20 protein-coding genes are annotated in these 20,720 nt (G+C 59.3%); 12 read left to right on the forward strand and 8 right to left on the reverse strand.

Annotation, left to right across the window (positions count from 1 at the left end):
- Nucleotides 1–21: 21 nt before the first annotated feature.
- Complete coding sequence (gene ccmB, locus HQ945_RS15500; RefSeq protein WP_027230979.1) at nucleotides 22–687, reverse strand: heme exporter protein CcmB; 666 nt, start codon at nucleotides 685–687, stop codon at nucleotides 22–24.
- A complete protein-coding gene (gene ccmA / locus HQ945_RS15505) occupies nucleotides 687–1,295 on the reverse strand; it encodes a heme ABC exporter ATP-binding protein CcmA (RefSeq protein ID WP_174208254.1) in 609 nt (202 codons plus the stop codon). The genes ccmB and ccmA overlap by 1 nt, the downstream gene beginning before the upstream one ends.
- A 290-nt stretch (nucleotides 1,296–1,585) precedes the next feature.
- Between ccmA and acnA the strand changes: the two genes are divergently transcribed.
- The 3 genes from acnA to HQ945_RS15520 all read left to right on the forward strand — a co-directional run bounded on the left by acnA (nucleotide 1,586) and on the right by HQ945_RS15520 (nucleotide 5,994).
- Nucleotides 1,586–4,273 carry an aconitate hydratase AcnA gene (gene acnA / locus HQ945_RS15510; protein WP_113279966.1) on the forward strand — a complete coding sequence of 896 codons (2,688 nt, stop codon included), beginning with the start codon at nucleotides 1,586–1,588 and terminating at the stop codon, nucleotides 4,271–4,273.
- 187 nt (nucleotides 4,274–4,460) lie between these two features.
- Nucleotides 4,461–5,234, forward strand: coding sequence for a DUF1223 domain-containing protein (locus tag HQ945_RS15515; RefSeq protein WP_174208255.1), 774 nt, complete (start codon nucleotides 4,461–4,463; stop codon nucleotides 5,232–5,234).
- A gap of 388 nt (nucleotides 5,235–5,622) precedes the next feature.
- Complete coding sequence (locus tag HQ945_RS15520) at nucleotides 5,623–5,994, forward strand: DUF2794 domain-containing protein (RefSeq protein WP_027230975.1); 372 nt, start codon at nucleotides 5,623–5,625, stop codon at nucleotides 5,992–5,994.
- A 5-nt stretch (nucleotides 5,995–5,999) separates the two neighbouring features.
- On the opposite strand, the gene HQ945_RS15525 is transcribed toward HQ945_RS15520, so the two are convergent.
- The 4 genes from HQ945_RS15525 to HQ945_RS15540 form a co-directional block, all read right to left on the reverse strand.
- Entirely contained in the window at nucleotides 6,000–6,557 is a 558-nt protein-coding gene (locus tag HQ945_RS15525) for a GNAT family N-acetyltransferase (RefSeq protein ID WP_174208256.1), read from the reverse strand.
- Nucleotides 6,558–6,709: 152 nt separating this feature from the next.
- The gene (locus HQ945_RS15530; RefSeq protein WP_027230973.1) at nucleotides 6,710–7,486 is read right to left on the reverse strand and encodes a Bax inhibitor-1/YccA family protein; all 777 of its coding nucleotides are present in this window, start codon (nucleotides 7,484–7,486) and stop codon (nucleotides 6,710–6,712) included.
- Between the two features lie 191 nt (nucleotides 7,487–7,677).
- A complete protein-coding gene (locus tag HQ945_RS15535) occupies nucleotides 7,678–10,245 on the reverse strand; it encodes an ABC transporter permease (RefSeq protein ID WP_174208257.1) in 2,568 nt (855 codons plus the stop codon).
- A complete protein-coding gene (locus HQ945_RS15540) occupies nucleotides 10,242–10,934 on the reverse strand; it encodes an ABC transporter ATP-binding protein (RefSeq protein WP_174208295.1) in 693 nt (230 codons plus the stop codon). Before HQ945_RS15540 ends, HQ945_RS15535 begins: the two co-directional genes overlap by 4 nt.
- Before the next feature lie 79 nt (nucleotides 10,935–11,013).
- Here HQ945_RS15540 and HQ945_RS15545 point away from each other — a divergent pair, with 79 nt between their 5' ends.
- Both HQ945_RS15545 and thpR read left to right on the forward strand, forming a co-directional pair.
- A complete protein-coding gene (locus HQ945_RS15545) occupies nucleotides 11,014–11,685 on the forward strand; it encodes an arylesterase (protein WP_174208258.1) in 672 nt (223 codons plus the stop codon).
- 172 nt (nucleotides 11,686–11,857) lie between these two features.
- On the forward strand, nucleotides 11,858–12,454 hold the full coding sequence (thpR, locus tag HQ945_RS15550; protein WP_091920792.1) for an RNA 2',3'-cyclic phosphodiesterase: 597 nt from the start codon (nucleotides 11,858–11,860) through the stop codon (nucleotides 12,452–12,454).
- Here the strand turns inward: thpR and HQ945_RS15555 are convergent.
- Nucleotides 12,406–12,876, reverse strand: coding sequence for a low molecular weight protein-tyrosine-phosphatase (locus HQ945_RS15555; RefSeq protein ID WP_174208259.1), 471 nt, complete (start codon nucleotides 12,874–12,876; stop codon nucleotides 12,406–12,408). The two genes, thpR and HQ945_RS15555, sit on opposite strands and share 49 nt — an antisense overlap.
- Nucleotides 12,877–13,010: 134 nt before the next feature.
- Between HQ945_RS15555 and HQ945_RS15560 the strand changes: the two genes are divergently transcribed.
- The 4 genes from HQ945_RS15560 (at nucleotide 13,011) to HQ945_RS15575 (ending at nucleotide 15,952) form a co-directional block, all read left to right on the forward strand.
- Nucleotides 13,011–13,400, forward strand: a complete 390-nt coding sequence (locus HQ945_RS15560; RefSeq protein WP_091920788.1) for a YkvA family protein — start codon at nucleotides 13,011–13,013, stop codon at nucleotides 13,398–13,400.
- A gap of 266 nt (nucleotides 13,401–13,666) precedes the next feature.
- The gene (locus HQ945_RS15565) at nucleotides 13,667–14,170 is read left to right on the forward strand and encodes an invasion associated locus B family protein (RefSeq protein WP_174208260.1); all 504 of its coding nucleotides are present in this window, start codon (nucleotides 13,667–13,669) and stop codon (nucleotides 14,168–14,170) included.
- 112 nt (nucleotides 14,171–14,282) lie between these two features.
- The gene (gene rlmN, locus HQ945_RS15570) at nucleotides 14,283–15,521 is read left to right on the forward strand and encodes a dual-specificity RNA methyltransferase RlmN (protein WP_174208261.1); all 1,239 of its coding nucleotides are present in this window, start codon (nucleotides 14,283–14,285) and stop codon (nucleotides 15,519–15,521) included.
- The gene (locus HQ945_RS15575) at nucleotides 15,518–15,952 is read left to right on the forward strand and encodes a hypothetical protein (RefSeq protein ID WP_113279961.1); all 435 of its coding nucleotides are present in this window, start codon (nucleotides 15,518–15,520) and stop codon (nucleotides 15,950–15,952) included. The genes rlmN and HQ945_RS15575 overlap by 4 nt, the downstream gene beginning before the upstream one ends.
- Here HQ945_RS15575 and HQ945_RS15580 read toward each other — a convergent pair whose 3' ends face one another.
- Entirely contained in the window at nucleotides 15,953–16,594 is a 642-nt protein-coding gene (locus HQ945_RS15580; RefSeq protein ID WP_027230964.1) for a LysE family translocator, read from the reverse strand.
- 164 nt (nucleotides 16,595–16,758) lie between these two features.
- Between HQ945_RS15580 and HQ945_RS23150 the strand changes: the two genes are divergently transcribed.
- From HQ945_RS23150 to HQ945_RS15595, 3 genes are all read left to right on the forward strand, one after another.
- The gene (locus HQ945_RS23150) at nucleotides 16,759–17,577 is read left to right on the forward strand and encodes a phosphatase PAP2 family protein (RefSeq protein ID WP_174208262.1); all 819 of its coding nucleotides are present in this window, start codon (nucleotides 16,759–16,761) and stop codon (nucleotides 17,575–17,577) included.
- Nucleotides 17,578–17,657: 80 nt separating this feature from the next.
- Nucleotides 17,658–19,361, forward strand: coding sequence for an ArnT family glycosyltransferase (locus tag HQ945_RS15590; RefSeq protein WP_113279959.1), 1,704 nt, complete (start codon nucleotides 17,658–17,660; stop codon nucleotides 19,359–19,361).
- Nucleotides 19,362–19,461: 100 nt separating this feature from the next.
- A complete protein-coding gene (locus tag HQ945_RS15595) occupies nucleotides 19,462–20,685 on the forward strand; it encodes an argininosuccinate synthase (RefSeq protein ID WP_091920780.1) in 1,224 nt (407 codons plus the stop codon).
- The last annotated feature ends 35 nt before the right edge of the window (nucleotides 20,686–20,720 follow it).

Here is a 20,720-nt window from a genome sequence, read left to right on the forward strand (position 1 = left end):
GTTGCGCAATTCACCTCCCTGTCAGTCCGCCGACGATTTCAGCGCCGCTGCAGCCGCAAGTGGTCCCAGCACTGCAAAAAACAGAGTAATCGCAGCGAGAATAAGGAAGGGTGCCAGAAACGGCGCGGGATCTTCAACTGCGCCATAGGACGCAGAGACGCCGAAGATGAGGACCGGCACAGTCAGCGGCAGGACTATGACGGATACGAGGAGCCCGCCCCGGGGCAAGGACACGGCGACGGCAGCGCCGACGGCGCCGATCAGGGTAATCGCCGGCGTTCCGACAAGCAGCGTTGCCGTGGTCGCACCAATTGCGGCAGGTTCCATGTTCATGAAGAGGCCAAGCAGCGGCGAGGCGACCACCAGTGGCAGCACGCTGACCGTCCAGTGCGCGAGGCATTTGACCAGCACCGTCAGCGTCAAGAGGTGCCGTTCGGAGGCCATGATCAGGAGGTCGAGCGAGCCGTCGTCGCGGTCTGCCTGGAACAGCCGGTCGAGACCGAGCAAGGTGGCGAGCAGAGCCCCTATCCACAACATAGCCGCACCTATGCGTGCAAGCAGTTTGAGATCGGGGCCAACGCCGAACGGAACGACAGCAATCACGGCAAGAAAAAATAGAACGCCGATGAGGATACCGGCTCCCGATCGTAGCCCAAGCCGTACTTCCCGAACAAAGAGCGCTCCCATCAGGCGGACGCTCCCAGCCTGAGTTCACCCGCGACCTCGAGGCCAAGCGGAAGATGTGTCGCCGCGATCACGATACCGCCATTTCCAAGGTGCTCCTGCATCAGACCGGCAAATTGCAGCTCCGACGCCTTGTCCAATCCTGCAGTGGGCTCATCGAGCAGCCACAGCGGACGGTCGCTGACGAGAAGCCGGGCAATGCTGGCGCGGCGCTTCTGGCCTGTCGAAAGATAGCCGAAGGGAAGATGCGCGATGTCGCCAAGGCCGACCTTGTCGAGCGCGGCAATGACGGAGCGTTTTCCCGCTCCATTGAACGCGCGCCAGAACTCCAGGTTTTCTTCGATGCTGAGCACTGGTTTCATGGCGTTGAGATGCCCAAGGTAGTGGGCAAGCTGCGCCACCTCGTCCGAGTTTTCCGAACCCTCGACCACGCGCAGCGAGCCAGCGGAGCGGGCAAGCAGCCCGGCGATGATTCGCAGGAGCGTCGATTTCCCCGCGCCGTTCGGACCCGTCACCAACAGCGCCTCTCCGGCCGCCACCGTGAAGTCCAGATCGGAAAACAGCGTCTCCCCGCCGCGCTCTCCAGCCAGTTTTTCGGCGACTAACCGCATGTTTTGCCCGCTCTCGTCTATCCCCAATCGCCGCGTGATCATTTCGACGCAGCATGCATTTTTGCCAAATGTCGGTCTGGCACAGATCGGCGAAAAACTCTATATAGGCCTCAACCATGCCAGCGGTCGGTGTGGAAACAATTTTTGGCCGATCTCGGATACGGACACCCGTTGGGGAAACTGTGTCGGGACGGACAGCGGAAATGACTGCACCCGCACCTTAGCGCGTCCTTGAAACGCGGCAAAGGCGTTCGTCCCGGGTTAGGCCGCAGCATAAGGACGAACGAAGAATGTCTCAAATCGACAGTTTCAAATCCCGTAAGACCCTCACCGTCGGGGGCAAGGAATATGTCTATTACAGCCTGGTGGAAGCGGAAAAGAATGGTCTGGAAGGCATCTCCCGACTGCCGTTTTCCATGAAGGTTCTTCTCGAAAACCTGCTTCGCTTCGAAGACAACCGCTCGGTTTTCAAGAAGGACATCGAGAACATTGCCAAGTGGCTCGTCGACCGCGGCAGCGCTGGCGCTGAAATCGCCTATCGGCCCGCGCGCGTGCTGATGCAGGACTTCACCGGCGTTCCAGCCGTCGTGGACCTCGCCGCCATGCGCGACGCCATGGTCAATCTCGGCGGCGATCCCGAGAAGATCAATCCGCTCGTCCCGGTGGACCTCGTCATCGACCACTCTGTCATCGTCGATGAATTCGGCAACCCGCAGGCGTTCAAGCGCAATGTCGATCTCGAGTATGAGCGCAATGGCGAGCGTTACCGCTTCTTGAAGTGGGGCCAGCAGGCGTTCAAGAATTTTCGGGTTGTCCCGCCCGGTACCGGCATCTGCCATCAGGTCAATCTAGAATATCTGGCGCAGGGTGTCTGGACGAAGGAAGAGGATGGCGTCACCGTCGCCTATCCCGATACCTGCGTCGGCACCGATTCGCACACGACGATGGTCAACGGCCTTGGCGTGCTCGGCTGGGGCGTTGGCGGCATCGAGGCTGAGGCATCCATGCTCGGCCAACCCGTCTCCATGCTCCTTCCGGAGGTTATCGGCTTCCGCCTGACCGGCAAGGTCAAGGAGGGCGTCACCGCCACCGACCTCGTTCTCACCGTCGTCCAGATGCTGCGCAAGAAGGGTGTCGTCGGCAAATTCGTCGAGTTCTTCGGACCAGGTCTCGAAAGCATGACGCTGGCCGACCGGGCGACGATCGGCAATATGGGTCCGGAATACGGCGCGACCTGCGGCTTTTTCCCGATCGATGGTGAAACCATCAATTACATGCACATGTCGGGCCGCGATGAAGACCGCCTTGCCCTGGTTGAAGCCTATTCGAAGGCGCAGGGCATGTGGCGCGAGAGCGATTCGCCGGATCCGGTCTTCACCGACACACTTGAACTCGATCTCGGCACTGTCGTGCCCTCCATGGCGGGACCGAAGCGTCCTGAAGGCCGCATTGCGCTGGAAGGCATCGCTTCCGGCTTCCACGAGTCCCTCCAGAAAGAATACAAGAAGACGACGCAGCTCGACGCCCGTTACGCCGTTGAAGGCGAGGACTACGATCTCGGCCATGGCGACGTCGCCATCGCCGCGATTACCTCTTGCACCAACACCTCGAATCCGAGCGTCCTCATCGCCGCAGGGCTCCTTGCCCGCAACGCGGCCGCCAAGGGCCTGAGGTCGAAGCCCTGGGTCAAGACATCGCTTGCCCCCGGATCGCAGGTGGTTGCCGCCTATCTCGAGAACGCCGGACTGCAGAAGGAACTCGACAAGCTTGGCTTCAACCTTGTTGGCTTTGGCTGCACGACCTGCATCGGCAATTCCGGCCCGCTGCCGGCGCCGATCTCCAAGACGATCAACGACAAGGGCCTGATCGCGGCCGCCGTACTTTCGGGCAACCGCAACTTCGAAGGCCGTGTCTCCCCGGACGTTCAGGCGAACTACCTCGCCTCGCCGCCGCTCGTTGTCGCCTATGCGCTCGCCGGTACGGTGACGAAGGATCTCACCACCGAGCCGCTCGGCGAAGATCAGAACGGCAACCCGGTCTTCCTCAAGGACATCTGGCCGTCATCGCATGAGATCCAGGAGTTCATCGTAAAGAACGTTACCCGCGCACTGTTTGCATCGAAATATGCCGACGTCTTCAAGGGTGACGAGAACTGGCAGGCTGTGCAGGCGCCTGCCGGCCAGACCTACGCGTGGGACGACCAGTCGACCTATGTGCAAAACCCGCCCTACTTCGTCGGCATGGGCAAGACGCCCGGCAAGGTCAACGATATCAAGGGTGCACGCATCCTTGGTCTCTTCGGTGACAAGATCACCACCGACCATATTTCGCCGGCCGGTTCGATCAAGGCGGCTTCGCCTGCCGGGAAGTACCTCACCGATCACGGCGTCGCCCCGCTCGACTTCAACCAGTACGGCACGCGTCGAGGCAATCATGAGGTCATGATGCGCGGCACCTTCGCCAATATCCGCATCCGCAACCACATGCTTGGTGAGAACGGCCGCGAAGGCGGCTACACGATCCATTATCCTTCCAAGGAGGAAATGCCGATCTACGATGCTGCCATGCAGTATCGTGCGGAGAATGTGCCGCTGGTGATCTTCGCCGGCGTCGAGTACGGCAATGGTTCGTCGCGTGACTGGGCGGCCAAGGGCACCAGCCTTCTCGGCGTCCGCGCCGTTATCGCTCAGTCGTTCGAGCGCATCCACCGTTCGAATCTCGTCGGCATGGGAATCGTGCCATTCGTTCTCGAAGACGGCACGAGCTGGCAGTCGCTCGGCCTCAAGGGCGACGAAATCGTCTCGATCGACGGGCTTGCCACGATCCAGCCGCGCCAGAAGACATTCGCCACGGTCACCTATGCCGATGGCAGTGTCAAACAGGTGCCGCTCATCTGCCGCATCGATACGATCGACGAGCTTGAATATCTGAAGAATGGCGGCATCCTGCAGTACGTGCTGCGCGATCTCGCCGCCTGACGCTCCAGCGACATGAGTATTGAATGGCCGCCGAGTGATCGGCGGCCCTTTTGAACGAATGTGAGCCAAAACGTGATCGAATTCACCTCAAAGTGACTTCCCCTTGAAAAGGGCGGCTCCTATCAATCTTCTCGCAATCCTTTTATCCGACAACAATCCCACTCGAATTGGGAAGAGAATCTAACCCGTGTATCTGCGCAAACTTTCCAGACGCTTGCTGATCGGCGCACCGCTCATTGCTGCGGCCGCCTATGTGCTTCCGGTCTGCGCTGATGATGTTGGCAAGAAACCCGAGGGCGTTGTCGAACTCTATACGTCGCAGGGTTGCGGATCCTGCCCTCCCGCGGACGCGGTACTCAAGGAACTCGTCGCCGAAGGCAAGGTCGTCGCACTCGCCTTCCACGTGGACTATTGGGATTATCGCGGCTGGATCGACACGCTCGCCCTGCCTGAAAACACCGAACGCCAGAATGCTTATCGCGTCGCACTGGGCCTCAACGGCGTCTATACGCCCCAGGTGATTATCAACGGCCGTGTCCACGTCAACGGACAGGATGGACAGAAGATTCGCCGCCGCATCGCCGAGATGCGCGATACCGTTTCGGGCCTTACCATTCCCGTCAATATTGCCAAGGCAACGCCCGACCGCCTCGTCATCGACATCGGCCAAGGACCGGTGCCGGCAAAACCTGTTCGCGTCCTCCTCGCCTATTTCAATCGCGAGTCCATCGTGGCCATTCCGGATGGCGAAAACATCGGGCGCAAAGTCAGCTATGCCAACAGCGTGCGTGCGATGGAAACCGTCGGCATGTGGGACGGCAAGGCCCAGAAGATTGAAATACCGATCAGCGAAATTGCCAGCAAGAAGTCGACCGGATGTGCCGTGCTTCTGCAGGAAATGCTTGGCGAGGGCCAGCCAGGACCAATTATCGGCGCGTCGATCATGGCCGCCAAACAGTAGCCAAAGACGCTCTCAAAACAAAAACAGGCCGGATAAATCCGGCCTGAGATATTGGGGCATGTTGCCATTCAGGGAGACTGATGGTTCGGCCCAAACAACCCGTTGGGCGGGGGGCTTGGGGTATCGGACTGTCAAGACCGAACCGTCTCAGACAACATGCGAGGGATGTTGGGTGCGGAATCGGGCGGCAATGCGAACAGAAAATGGCGAGAATGTGTCCAATAATCACCATTGGAGACAGTGCGTATTTCTTCGTGACATCATAGCAAAACCGGTTCCTAACCCTCGTCGTCGCCTTTCGGAAATCATTCCGGACTTGTAAATCGGCGCAGAAAAGGTCACCCTGATGTCATCCAGGTGTCACACGGCATACAAAGGCGGATGATTGATGGACAGCAATGCAGGTGGCGACGAAGCGCAACAGCAGGCAACTTTAATCCCCCTCACACGCAGTAGCGAGTTGCCCGTTACCTTCAACCGGCGTGAACTGGATCAGATCCTTCGAATCTACGGTTTCATGGTTTCCGCTGGCGAATGGCGGGACTACGCCATTGACCACTTGATGGATCGGGCGGTGTTTTCCATCTTTCGCAGGGCCAGCGAGGTTCCGATGTTTCGGGTGGTAAAGAACCCGAAACTTGCGCGCAAGCAGGGCGCCTACAGCGTTATCGCGGCGAGCGGTCTTATTCTCAAGCGCGGCCACGACCTCGACCGCGTCTTGAAGGTGTTCGACAAGGGTTTGAGCCTCGTGCGTGGCTGACGCGTTTAAGCGTCTTCGCTTCGCAAGGGCGGCTTGCCGGGAAGCGTATGCGCCCCGCCATTCATCTCCAGCTGCATCAGCACAGTATCGAGCCAGCGTCCGTGCTTGAAGCCGGAGGCCCTGATTGTGCCGGAATATGCGAACCCTGCGCGGGTATGGAGCCTAACGGAAGCGGAATCCTCGTGGCCATCCCCGATGACGGCGATAAACTGCCGGAAACCAAGGGAGGTACAGTCCTTGATCAACTGGCTGAGCAGTTGCTTGCCCAAGCCCTTTCCCTTAGCGTCGGGCGCGATATAGATCGAATCCTCCACCGACCACCAATAGGCCGGACGCGTGCGGAAATAGCTTGCATAGGCGTAGCCAATCACGGCCCCGTCCAGTTCGGCGACGATATAGGGAAAGCCGTCCGTGGTGATTGCGTGGAACCGCTTCGTCATTTCCGCCTGGTCCGGCGGGTCGATCTCATAGGTAGCCGTGCCGTGGAGGACGGCATCGCGGTAAATTTCGGTGATGCTCGCGAGGTCGGCTGGCTGCGCCGGGCGGATATGAATCTCTGACATTGGCTTTCACAGGGATAAAATGATCGTGCCCGTTTCATGCACGTCTTTGCCGGCAATTTAAAGTGGGAACCCGTCACTCTGGCGAGGAATTACACTCAACGAAAAAGGGCAGCGTTTCCGCTGCCCTTTTTGTTATTTTCCATGCTCGAAGCCTAGTTGCGGTTACCCAGGAACTGCAGCAGGAACATGAACATGTTGATGAAGTCGAGGTAGAGCCGCAGGGCGCCCATGATTGCCTTGCGGCCATAGGTGTCCGAAGCGTCGCCTTCGTAATACATTTCCTTGATCTGCTGCGTGTCATAGGCAGTCAGGCCTGCAAAGACCAGGACGCCGATTGCCGAGATTGCGAACTGCAAAGCGCTCGATGCAAGGAAGATGTTGACCAGCGACGCAAGGATGATGCCGATCAGACCCATGAACAGGAACGAGCCCATCGCGGACAGATCACGCTTCGTGGTGTAGCCATAAAGCGAAAGTGCACCGAACGATGCGGCGGTGATAAAGAAGGTCTGCACGATGCTTCCCGAGGTATAAATCAGGAAGATCGAGGACAGCGAGAGACCGACAAGTCCAGCATAAACCCAGAATGTGGTCTGCGCGGCAGATACGCTCATCCGCTCAATGCGGAAACTCAAGAAGAACACTGCGGCAAGCGGCGCGAGCATGACAACCCAACGCAGCGGCGAGCCGTAGAGGGCAACACCGAGATTGGTCAGCATCTTGCCGTTCGGCAACTGTGCGGCGGCGAGAGATGGGTCATTGGTTGTCGCGAAATAAACGGTGGCGAGCGCAGCGAGACCGGTCACTGCGAGACCGATGCCCATTAGATTGTAGACCTTCAGCATGTAGCTGCGCAGACCCTGATCGATCCCCGCGTCCACACGCATTCCGGCCGATGTGCGGGCCTGGATATTGCGATAGTCAGCCATGGTTTTCCTCATTTGCTTCGTCCCGTCGGGTGTCGGGTTATTCCCCAGGCGCCGCTGGCGGGACCCCAGCATGCCTTGCGACGAATTATGGGGATTCCTCGGGTCCATAACAAGACCTCAACTACTCAAGATTGCGTGTTAGCGCGCCAAATTATGAGTAAATTGGTAAAAATCGCACTCGTTTAACGATTTCAGAGGTTTCGCAGGATCGGCGCAGCCTTTTGTCCAAGAATTCGCCAGGTTCCAGCAAGCCCAAAACCGACCGTTAAAACGAGCGCGATAATGACGGTCATGACCGCGACTTCGGGCTGGAAATAGGCTGGCAGCGTCATGACGCGCACCACCACGTACCACGCTGCCGCACTGCCGGCGAGAAGCGCGAAAATGGCCGTCGAAAGACCGAGCAGCATATATTCAAGGCTGAAAGCCTTGATCAGCGTGCGCCGGGTCGCGCCAAGCGTTTTCAACACTACAGCATCGTGCACGCGAGCGCGGTTGCCGGCTGCGAGCGCCCCGCCGAGGACAAGAATCGAGGCGATCAGTGCCACGGAAGCTGCGGCGCGAATGGCGACGGCGAGTTGGCCGACGAGCTCGTTGGCAATGGTGATTGCATCTTTGACCCGCACCGTCGTGACCGCGGGGAACGCCTGGGTCACGTTGCGCATGACCGCAGCTTCTTCCTGCGGAGTGGAGGTCGGGTCCGTCAAAGTCGCCAGCCAGGCATGCGGCGCGCCCGCAAATGTATTGGGCGAAAAAACCATCACGAAGTTGATCGCGAGCGATTCCCATTGCAGTTGCCTTAGATTGGCAATACGCGCCGTTACATTGCGGCCAAGCACGTTGACGGTCACCGTATCCCCGACCTTGAGGCCGAGATTTGTCGCCTCTTCCGCCGAGAACGAAACCAGCGGTTCGCCGGAATAGTCGGCGGGCCACCATTCGCCCTTGGTCAGCGCCGAGTTTTCAGGCACGCTCTTCGCATAGGTAATGCCCCGGTCGCCGCGCAGGACCCACGCGCCCTCCGGCGCAATGGTCATTTTGGTAACGTCCGTGCCGTTCAAGGCGATGATGCGCCCGCGCAGCATGGGAGCGCTGACGATCTTGCCGTTGGGAGCCGATTTCTGCAGAACGCCTTTGAACTCGTCCACCTGGCGGCTCTGTATATCGACGAAGAAGAAATTCGGCGCCCGCTCAGGGAGATTGCCGGCGAGTTGCTGACGCAGGCTGCCATCGATGAGGCCAAGCGTAACGAGAAGCGTCAGGCCGAGCCCCAGTGACAGCACAACCGAGGGGGTGAGCGCGCCCGGGCGATGGATGTTTCCGATCGCGAGCCGCAACGCCGTCGAGCGAACCCGCGGGGCACGGCGTGCGAGCCATTGCACGAATACCGAGACGCCGCGCAAGACGAGGAAGGAAAACGCCACCGCGCCAATAAAGATCGTGGCGATACGCCTGTCATAAGAAAAATAGATGGCAAGCGCGCAAAGCACCGCGATGACGGCAGCAGCGGCGATGATGTAGGCAGGCTTTGGCCAACCGCGCTGCTCGAAGCCCTGCTCGCGGAAAAGCGCCGTCGCCGGAACGTCGCGGGCCCGCCCCAATGGGAGAATGGCGAAGGCGAGTGTCGTCAGGAAACCGAACAGGGCAGCCCATGCCAATGCGCCCGGATAGAAGCCGCCCTTGGCCGCTATCGGCAACACGCTCTGCAAGGCATAGCCCGCCACATAGGGGATGATCGCGGCAAGCACGAGGCCGATCGCAATACCGACGAGCGCAATCATCAAGATTTGCGAGAGGTAAACAGCAATGACGAACCAGCCGGGGGCGCCGAGTGACTTGAATGTGGCAATGACCCCGCGCTTTCCATCAATATAGGCGCGGACCGCATTCGCGACCCCGACGCCGCCGACGATCAGCGCCGTCAGGCCTACGAGGGTCAGGAACTGCGAAAAGCGTTCTATATTGGCGCTGAGTGAAGGCGCGGCATTTGTCCGGCCCCGAATACTCCAACCGGCTTGCGGAAACTTCTCCTTGGCTTCGTCGCGTATGGCGGTGAGCGCAGCTTCATCGGTCCCCGCGGGCAGCGCAAGCTTGTAGCTGTGCTCGACGAGGCTTCCGGGCTGAACGAGGCCGGCAGCCTCGAGCCCCTGCAGGGATACCATCATGCGCGGCGCAAAGCCGAAGCCGTCGGAAAGCAGATCGGGTTCGTTGCCGATGACCGCCCGCAGTTCGAACTTCGCCCCTCCGACGAGAACCTGATCGCCAAGCTTGAGGTTGAGACGATCGAGCAGAACCTGCGCGACGGCTGCGCCATAGACCCCGTTCACCTCACCGAACAACGTCTTGTCATCGCCCGCCGGCGTTGTCACCAACGACCCGTAAAGCGGATATGCGCCATCGACGGCCTTGAGCTCGACAAGCGACTGGTCCGAGCCATTCGGTAGCCTTGCCATGGACCGCATATTGGCGCTGACCGCCACACGCCCCTTGCTTTCAAGAAAAGCGCGCTCTTGCACATCCACTTCACGCTGATTGAGCTGAAACCTGAGATCGCCGCCAAGAATGCTCTGCCCCTGCGAGTAGATGCCGGCACTGACCGCGTTCGCCACCGAGTTGACGCCGCCGATCGCGGCGACGCCGAGCGTTATACAGGCAAGGAAGATATAGAAGCCGGACAGGCCACTGCGCATTTCACGCAGGGCAAAAGTGAAAGCAAGTTTGAGCGACGGCGCTGTCCTGGACGATGCTGTCTCCCTCATGCGGATTTCGCCAGCTCCGGCGCATCCGCATCCTTTTCAATCTTGCCGGACCGAACGCGGATTTCCCGGTCGCATCGCCCGGCAAGCGCGGCATCGTGCGTGACGAGCACCAGCGTCAGTCCAAGCTCGCGCTGCTTCTCGAACAAGAGGTCGGCAATCTGCTTGCCTGTTGCCGTGTCGAGATTGCCGGTCGGCTCATCGGCGATAAGTATTTTCGGCGATGGCGCCAACGCCCGCGCAATGGCGACACGCTGTTGTTCGCCGCCCGAAAGCTCCCCCGGATAGTGGGTCACCCGGTCGGCAAGTCCGACGGCGGCCAGGACCCGTTCAGCAATGGCGAAGGCATCGGGATTGCCGGCAAGCTCCAGGGGAACAGCGACATTCTCCAGCGCCGTCATATTCGGAATGAGATGGAATGACTGGAAGACGATGCCGATATTGCGCCCGCGAAAAGCGGCCGTCGCGTCCTCGTTCATCCTTTCGAGCCTTTCGCCGGCGATCTCGACCGAGCCGGAGTCGACCTGCTCAAGCCCGGCAAGCACCATCAACAAGGTCGATTTGCCGGAGCCCGAGGGACCGACGATACCGACTGACTGGCTCGCGTTGATATTGAGCGAAACCCCCTTGAGCACATGCACCGAGGACGCCCCGCTGCCAAGCGTCAACTCAATGTGATCGAGCGCGATCATGGAATTAGTCACGAATTGACATCCTTTGCGATATGGTCGGGCCGAGTCGCCGCAGTTGGTCTGATATGGGTAGCCCAAAATGAGATTCAAACCGTTGATGCAAATACTGGTTTCAATTGGCCTTGTTGCCTTGCCGTCGCTGGCCTTGGCCAATCAAAATGCCGTGTCCGATCGACCGCTCGCGGTCGTCGGTTTCGGTGACAGCCTGATGTCGGGCTTCGAACTGCCGGTCCGGGATTCCTTCACTGCGCAGCTCGAAAAGGCCCTGAAGGACAAGGGCGTCGACGTCACGATCGCCAATGCCGGTGTTGCAGGTGAAACCACAACCGACGGCCTTTCGCGTCTCGACTGGTCGGTGCCGGACGGCACGGATATGGTGATCCTGGAATTTGGTGCAAATGACGCCCTGCGTGGCATTTCGCCGGAAATCAGCGAGAAGAACCTTTCCGAAATCATCGAGCGGCTGAAGCAGCGCAACGTCAAGGTCATCATTGCCGGGATGCTGGCGCCGCCCAACATGGGCCGCGACTACGAAGACAAGTTCAATTCCATTTTCCCGCGTCTTGCCGCCAAATATGATGTTCCGCTCTATCCGTTCTTCATGGACGGTGTCGCAACGGAAAAATCGCTGCAGCTCGAAGACGGCATGCACCCCAACGCCAAGGGCGTTGCCCGTATGGTCGAAGGCTTCATGCCGGTGATGGAAAGAACCATCGCGGCATCGAGCGAAGCTGCCGGCGGAACCCAATAGCACCATCCTCCGAAAGTTGGACCGCGGTTGCCCGAGGATAGGCTTGCCACAACTTCCGGGGGACAATGCGTGTCCAATATGTCGCGCTGCAAGATAATCATAAGGAATGCCTTGCTCCCGGACTCATTCGATGATTCTCTAGAATGACAACTCGATTCGGGGAGGATGCCTTATGCCGCGTCTCTTTACTGCCCTCGAAATCCCGAGGGACGCCGCCCTCTCACTGTCGCTCTTGCGCGGTGGTCTACCAGGCGCCCGATGGATTGACGTCGAAAACTATCACATCACATTGCGGTTCATCGGAGATGTCGAAGGGCATGTCGCTGACGAGATCGCCAATGCGCTGGATCGCATTCGCCGGCCGGAATTCACGCTGAAGCTTTCGGGCGTTGGCGCGTTTGGCTCGAAGAAGCCGCACAGCATCTTTGCCTGCGTATCGCCTTCGCCTGATATCCAGGCGCTGCAGGCAGAGATCGAGCGCATCTGCCAAAGGCTGATGCTGCCGGCCGATCCGCGCAAGTTTACCCCGCACGTGACGCTGGCCCGCCTGCGCAATGTGCGCAACGAAGAGGTCGCTCACTATCTCTCGTCGCGTGGCAATTTCGCGACCACGCCGTTCAAGATCGGGCGTTTCGTGCTGATGTCGTCGCGTGACTCCGTCGGCGGCGGACCCTACATCGTCGAGGAGGCATGGCCTCTCGAAGCACCTCGCTCGTCGTTTCAGAACAGCCTGGAGAGGCCTTTCGAGGCAGCAAGGACCATACGGTAGACGCGCTCGAAATCGGCGTCGGTTCCATAGTAGGGGTCGGGGATTTCCTGCGGCTCTCCCAGCGCCAATTCATTGAAGAGCCCGGCCGTCGCAGTAGCACCAGCGGGCTGGCGCGCGGCTATGGCCTTCATGTTCCCGCGATCCATGCCGAGGATCAGATCGAAGCTCGCAAAGTCGCCCGGTGTCAATTGCCGGCAACGCTGGTCGGAGATGTCGATGCCGTGGTGACGCGCAACGCGAATCGAGCGGCGATCCGGTGCTTCGCCTGTGTGATAGCCATTGGTACCTGCCGAATCGATCGATACATCGCTGCCCTTGCCTTCCCCTGCAAGCACGGCGCGAAAGACGCCTTCTGCGAGCGGTGAGCGGCAAATGTTGCCGAGACAGACGAAGAGGACGGAACGGTAGGGTAATTGCACCATGATGGTTTCCGGTGTGGAGAAAGATCAAACGGTCAGGCCATGATGGATATTCTCACGGCGAATTGATCGCAAGTCTTGTACCGCGCATTCGCCTTACCCATGTTGTGTAACCTGAAACCTCAGAAGGAAAAGGGATGGACGACGTCAAGATCGGTGAGATTCTGGAGCCTGGCAGCGAGGAAAAGCAACGCAGCCGCGAGGAGCGCGTGCGCGCGCAGTTCTGGAAGACCGTGCGAAAGGCTGCAAAGGCCGTGCCGTTCCTCGATGAGGTCATCGCCGCCTATTACGCTGCCCTCGACCCCGCAACCCCTACGCGGGTGCGCGGTATTCTCCTTGCCTCGCTCGCCTATTTCGTCCTGCCGCTCGACTTCATCCCGGACTTCATATTCGGTCTCGGGTTCACGGATGACGCCGCCGTTCTCATGGCTGCCCTGACCGCGATCCGCACGCACATTACACCGGCGCACCGTGCCGCCGCGAAGAAAGCTCTCGACGACCTCGATCGGGATCCGGCGAAGCGTTGATGGCCGCTACCCAATCACAAGCCCGTGATGTCGCAGATCGTCAAAGTGTCGCCGCTTTTCTTTGGCTGGACTTGCGGTGTGGGACTTTGAAAAAAGGACGTAACTTCTAACTCCCTGCAATCGCTTTTTTGACCCTGTCTTCACCGTTTGGTAACCCAGATTAAGTCAAATTAAGAGAAGCGAACCGGACAATGCCGCGATCGGATTTTTCCGGGCCATTGCCGGTTCACGAGTTATGAAGTGAACGACAGAAACTGGTAGGTAAAATGTTTGGAAAATCAATCGTAGCGGCGTCTGTCATCATAGTTGGAGTGACAGGAACGGCTCTTGCCCAAACCCCGAGTCAGATCAGCCAGTTCAATGCCTGGGGCGCCTACAGCTATCAGCAGGGCAACGGCAAGGTATGCTACGTACTTTCCGTTCCGGTCGACAAGCAGCCGGCTAAGATCGACCATGGCGACAATTTCTTCATGGTCAGCCAGAAACCGGGGCAGAATGTCAGCTTCGAGCCGCAGTTCAAGGCAGGCTACGAACTGCAGAAGGATTCGAAGGTCACCGTGACTATCGATGAACGCAGCTTCTCCATGTTTACCAATGGCAGCCATGGCTGGATGGAAAACGCCGCGGAGGAGCCCCAGCTCGTCGCCGCCCTGCGCTCGGGCCACAAGATGACGATCAGTGCCGTGTCGAAGCGCGGGACAAAGACGAGTTACGGCTATTCGCTAAAAGGTGTCTCGGCGGCGCTTAAGGCGATAGCCACCTGCAAATAGCCACCCCGACATCAACAATTTGCGAAGGCCGGACGCAATTAGTCCGGCCTTTTGCATGTCGGCCCGGAACGTGATATGAGCCGCGCTTCACGAAAGAACGTTAGAAAATCCCATGTCTGTAGCGCTTGACCTGACACATTCTGTTGCCCGGGAAAAATCCCGTGACGCACGCCCGACCGCGGCAGCAGAAATGCCTTCGCTAATCGGTCTGACGCGCGCAGAAATCGGCGAGGCCCTTGTCGCCATCGGCGTCCCCGAGCGCCAGATCAAGATGCGCGTGGCGCAACTTTGGCACTGGCTCTATGTGCGCGGCGTTTCGGATTTTGCCGACATGCTCAACATTTCCCGCGATATGCGCGAGCTGCTTGCGCGCCATTTCACCATTGCCCGCCCCGAGATCGTCGAAGAACAGATTTCCAACGACGGCACGCGCAAATGGCTTTTTCGCTTTCCCCCGCGCGGTGCCGGACGGCCTGTCGAGATCGAGACGGTATATATTCCGGAGGAAGGGCGCGGCACGCTGTGCATTTCGAGCCAGGTAGGCTGCACCCTCACCTGTTCATTCTGCCACACCGGCACACAGAAGCTCGTGCGCAACCTTACGGCTAAGGAAATCCTTGCGCAGTTGCTTATTGCCCGCGACCGCCTTGGCGATTTTCCCGATCGCAATACGCCGGACGGCGCGATCGTGCCGGCCGAGGGCCGCAAGGTGTCCAACATCGTCATGATGGGCATGGGCGAACCGCTCTATAATTTCGAGAATGTTAAGAAGGCCCTGCTGATCGCCTCCGACGGCGATGGGCTTTCGCTGTCGAAGCGTCGCATTACCCTTTCGACGTCCGGCGTCGTTCCTGAAATCTACCGCACCGGGGAAGAGATCGGCGTCATGCTGGCGATTTCCCTGCACGCGGTGAACGACGATCTTCGCGACATGCTGGTTCCGATCAACAAGAAGTATCCATTGAAGGAGCTTCTTGACGCATGCCGCGCCTATCCGAGCCTCTCCAATTCCAAGCGCATCACCTTCGAGTATGTGATGTTGAAGGGTGTCAACGATTCGCTCGATGACGCCAAGGAGTTGGTCCGCCTCCTGAAGGGCATTCCGGCCAAGATCAACCTTATTCCCTTCAATCCCTGGCCGGGCGTCAACTACCAGTGTTCCGATTGGGAACAGATTGAAAAGTTTGCCGATTACGTGAACAATGCGGGCTATGCCTCGCCGATCCGCACGCCGCGCGGCCGCGATATTCTTGCCGCCTGCGGTCAGCTCAAATCCGAATCGGAACGCATGAAAAAAACGGAGCGCCTCGCCTTCGAAGCGGCGATGATCGCCGGGCATGGCGAAGATTGACCCAGCTTCTGCATTATCTCTTTCGCTTCGCCCTCGCCGTTTTTGGCTTCATCTGCGCAATCATTGCCGCGTCGATTTTCCTGAACATGCTGCTTCTCGGCAATTCGGAGTGGATCGGCACGGAGGGGCCTTTTCTCTATACGACGGTGCCGGTCTTTGCGGTCGTGATCGGCTATAGCGTCTTCGTGCCGTCCTCAATGCTGATCCTGTACGCCGAACTGACCGGCTGGCGCGATTGGTTGTTCTACGCTCTCGGCGGCGCGGCGACGGCGCTCTTCGTCATCGTCTGGAAATGGCGGCCGCAATCCGAGGATGTCAGCACATTTGCTGCGATCCTCGCCACCGGCGTTGTCGGCGGCGCTGTCTATTGGCTGGTTTCGGGGCGAACGGCGGGGCTTGGAGCACAGCGCGCTCCCCACCGCAATATCTAGCTATTTCGCCTGGGCCATCAGGATCTTCGCGGCAAAGGCCGAAAACACGCCAGCAAACAGCCAATCGGTAATGCGAGTGACCCGCGGGCTTTTCTTGAGCAGCATCGAGAACTTGTCGGCCGCGATAATCATCGGCGAAACCACAGGCAGCGCCATGGGGATAAACAGCACACCCAGGAAAAACAGCTTGCCGGGCGCGTGCGGATCACTGGCTGAGACGAACTGCGGCAGGAACGTCATGAAGAAGAGAATAATCTTGGGATTGAGCAGGTTGATACCAAATCCCGTCAGCCAATTCTGGAAGAGCGTGTGCGACTGGCCGATCTTCTTTTCGGGCGAGAAAGCCGAGCCATTGCGGATCGCCTGGAAGGCGAGCCAGACAAGGTAGCCGGCGCCGACGATCTTCAGTGCGAAGAACGCGGTTGGCGACGCGACGATCAGCGCCGAGAGGCCGATGGCGACCATGGTCGTGTGGACGACGATGCCGGTGCTGGCACCGGCAAGGCAGGCAAAGCCCGCTGCCTTTCCTTCCGACAGCGCTCGCCCCACGAAGAGGGTCATATCCGGACCCGGCGTGATGGATAATACGAAGGTCGCGATGGCAAATTGCAGAATTGTGGGCCAGTCTGGAATGAAATTCATAAGAGTACTCCGTCGAAGCGGGCGGAAATTAACGCGAAAGACCGATTTTGGCTATCAGATTTCAGCTGTCCCGACGACACGAACGAAAAAACCTTGCCATAACAAGGGCACGATAACTTCCTCATCACGCCGTAATGCCGTTGCAACATAAGCATTGCACAAGAGTGCTCGAATCATCGGCCGCCAGGGAAGCCATGGTCTACTACCGGACAACCTCAAAGCCATGTGGAACGGCCCAATACGGATTCGGCGCCTGGAGCGAAGCAACTTGCCTTGCAGGGCTCCTGATCCTCTGGATGGCGCTCGCCATCCTGTTCAACAGTGCCCCTGAGTTCGACAAAGACGTCTCATCGATTTTCTTTATCGCTCGTCAATGCGCCAATGGAGCCGCCGGTTCGATATGCGGCGATTTTCCCGCAAGTTCGGTCCACCTGCTGAAAACGCTCCGTCGTGTGTTCTACGCCCTCCCGATGGTCGGAGCGAGCGTCGTCGTCACGATCGCGCTACGCGATCTCGCTTCCGGACTTCGATGGAACCACGAGCGAATCCGCATCTCGACCGTGTCGCTGATTACGCTGGCGATGGGACCCGGACTGCTGGTGAATGGGTATTTGAAGGAGTTCGTCGGCAGGCCCCGCCCGGCAGATTCGCTGCTCTTTGGCGGCGACCTGCCCTTTGTTGCTGCCGCCGAATGGTCGAAGGCCTGCCTTCACAATTGTTCGTTTGTTTCCGGTGAAGCCGCCGGCATTGCATGGATCATCTGCCTGCTGCCGCTTTGGCCGCACCATCAGCGGCAGCGGGTTTTTTGGGTCATGCTGGCGATCGTGATCACGACGGATATGCTGCGCGTTGCCTTTGGCCGACACTATATTTCCGATGTCGTTTTGGGCTCCCTGTCCACGCTGGTCATCTTCTCGGCGGTTGCATGGGCCGGGGAGTTGTTGACGCGGAGGTTTTATCCAGGCGTCCGCCCCGCCTTGTAGGCTTCACATCTTTGTATTGGCGGGCATGATCGAAAGCGGCTATGTAGCCCGAACAAGAACAATAGGTGCCAAGAAGAACAATGCCTCAAGACACCATGACGGTTTCCGTGCAACCGGGTCCGTCGAGCACAACCACCTCCAGAACGAAGCTCGCAATATTTCTCGCTCTTGCCTTCATCATCGGCCTGCTTCCGCTCGGCTCAAGCCTGATCCTGCATTTTCCGGACGAACGCTACTACTCGAACGGCGCGGTCATCATGATGCAGAGTGGCGACTATCTGACGCCGCATACCGCCGAAGGTGACGTGCGCCTGAAGAAGCCGCCATTCACCTACTGGATGAGCCTGGCGGGCATGGAGATATTCGGCATCTCCGTTATTGGCTCGCGCTTCTTCTGGCTTGTCGGCGGGGCCGCTATCCTTCTCGCGACGTTTCAGTTCACCCGCATCCTGACGCGCAACGACCAGACGGCGCTGCTCGCCGCGGCCTTGCTCGCCGCCAATGGCGCGTTCCTGCGCGCCAGCTTTAATGCCATACCGGACCTGCCGCTGACCTTGTTCATGCTCCTTGGCTTCATCGGTTTCACTGGCCTTCTTTTCAAGGACGACCGCCAACGGACCTACGCCCTCCTGGCTTATGGCGGCACCGGATTTGCTGTCCTGACCAAGGGACTGCTGCCACTTGCCATGGTTGCCTATGTCATCGCCTATGCGCTTGGCGTCGCCTCGGTGCGCCCGCGCGCGCGGCGGCTCTGGCAGCCATCCGTCGTTTTGCCCTCGATCGTCATCTTCGGCGCCTGGTTCGCCTATCAATCCTTCACGGCTTCGAGCGAACTTGCATCCGACTTCGTCGGCGATCAGCTTTCCGAAAAAGTCGCGATCGGGTTTGGTACCTTCGTCGATGGCTTAAGCAGCAATATTGCCGGGCTTTTTCTGCCCGTGCTTCTCTGGCTGGTGATGCTTCTCGTCGGGGCGAGGACAAGCGGCAAGCGTCCGACCGTCCAGTCCATCGGCGCGACCGCACCGTTCATCGCCGGCTGGATCGTCACAGTTGCCATCATCTTCTCGCTCTCCCGCTATGCGTCGTATCGCTATATCATTCCCGTCATTCCGCTGCTTTGCGTTCTTCTTGCGGTAGCGCTTCAATCCGTCATGGACCAGCGGGCCGATAGTGTCCTTCGCGTCATCCTGCGCATTTCGATGATTTTGATGGCGGGCGCGCTTGCCGTGATCTTGCTGCTCGGCCTGCTGCTCCTGCCACCAGTCATCGTCGTCGCATTGGCTATCATTGCGGTTGCTGGATTGGCCGGCCTGTGGCTCTACAGCAGGGGTGCAACCACCGAGCGGCTGGCAGCTTGCTTTGTGCTGCTCTTGCTCGGCGCCGCCTTCATCAGCACGCCAGTGCTGCGCGGATTGCTGCTACCGGATATCGGTGCCGTCATCGCCGCCAAGGCGGGGCCGGTGCACCTACCGCAGGATCAGGTGCTGTTCATTGGCTCCCACCTCGACGCCGCCAAACTGCGCCTCTATATGGATCGGGAAGCGCCCTTCCCGCAGATGCGTCGCTTCCCCGCAGCCGGTATCGCGCCCGGCGTCAAGCTGGTCATGACCAACGAGCAGCCGGTGGCCGACAAGCTGAAATCATTGGGCTTCAATGTCGAAGAAGTTGTTGGCGGCTGGCGGCGGGTCGAATGGCCACCCTTTTACGCAGCACTTCGGGCTCGCGACCTGATTGGCGCCCGAAACCAATATGGCCAGCGCGGATGGATTGCGACACGCCCATAGAATGCGTCGATTCACCATGGCGTGCTGCTTGCCAACATGGCGCTAACTGCTAAAAGACCGCAACGGAACGCGTGTGGTTCCCGGCATCAGGGATAGCAAAATGAACAAGTGGAAAGACGTCAAGAAAGTCGTGCTGGCCTATTCCGGCGGACTGGACACATCGATCATCTTGAAGTGGCTGCAGACCGAGCTCGGCGCCGAGGTCGTGACCTTCACAGCTGATCTTGGCCAGGGCGAAGAGCTGGAGCCGGCGCGCAAGAAGGCCGAGCTGCTCGGCATCAAGGAAATTTACATCGAGGACGTGCGCGAGGAATTCGTTCGCGATTTCGTCTTCCCGATGTTCCGCGCCAATGCTGTCTATGAAGGCGTCTACCTGCTCGGCACCTCGATCGCCCGCCCGCTGATTTCCAAACATCTCGTCGAGATCGCCGCCAGGACCGGCGCTGACGCGATCGCTCACGGCGCGACCGGCAAGGGCAATGATCAGGTTCGCTTCGAGCTTTCCGCCTACGCACTCAATCCCGACATCAAGGTCATCGCGCCCTGGCGCGACTGGACCTTCAAGTCGCGCACCGATCTTCTCGAATTTGCGCGTGAGCACCAGATTCCGATCGCCAAGGACAAGCTTGGCGAAGCGCCGTTCTCGGTCGACGCCAACCTCCTGCACTCCTCGTCCGAAGGAAAGGTGCTGGAGGATCCGTGGCAGGAAGCGCCGGAATATGTGCACCAGCGCACGATCTCCCCGATGGAAGCGCCGGACCGGGTAACCGAGATCGAGATCGCTTTCGAAAAGGGTGATGCCGTTGCCATCGACGGCAAGCCGCTCTCGCCGGCAACCCTGCTCAAGGCGCTCAACGACCTTGGCCGGGACAACGGCATTGGCCGGCTCGATCTCGTCGAGAACCGTTTCGTCGGCATGAAGTCACGCGGCGTCTACGAGACCCCCGGTGGCACCATTCTCCTTGCCGCACACCGGGCGATGGAATCGATTACGCTCGATCGTGGGGCGGCCCACCTCAAGGACGAGTTTATGCCGCGCTATGCTGAGCTCATTTACAACGGCTTCTGGTTCTCACCGGAGCGCGAAATGCTGCAGGCCATGATCGACAAGAGCCAGGACGACGTGGAAGGCACAGTCCGGCTCAAGCTCTACAAGGGCAATGTCATGGTGTCGGGCCGGAAATCGAAGAAGTCGCTCTACTCGGATGCGCTGGTTACCTTCGAAGACGATCGCGGTGCCTATGACCAAAAGGACGCGGCCGGCTTCATCCGCCTCAATGCACTGCGGCTGCGTACACTTGCCGCGCGCAAGCGCAGCAGCTGAGCCACAAGAGCTTGAAAAGCGGGACCCTTGGTTCC

Source organism: Phyllobacterium pellucidum (genome assembly GCF_013327855.1).
Lineage (GTDB): Bacteria > Pseudomonadota > Alphaproteobacteria > Rhizobiales > Rhizobiaceae > Phyllobacterium > Phyllobacterium pellucidum.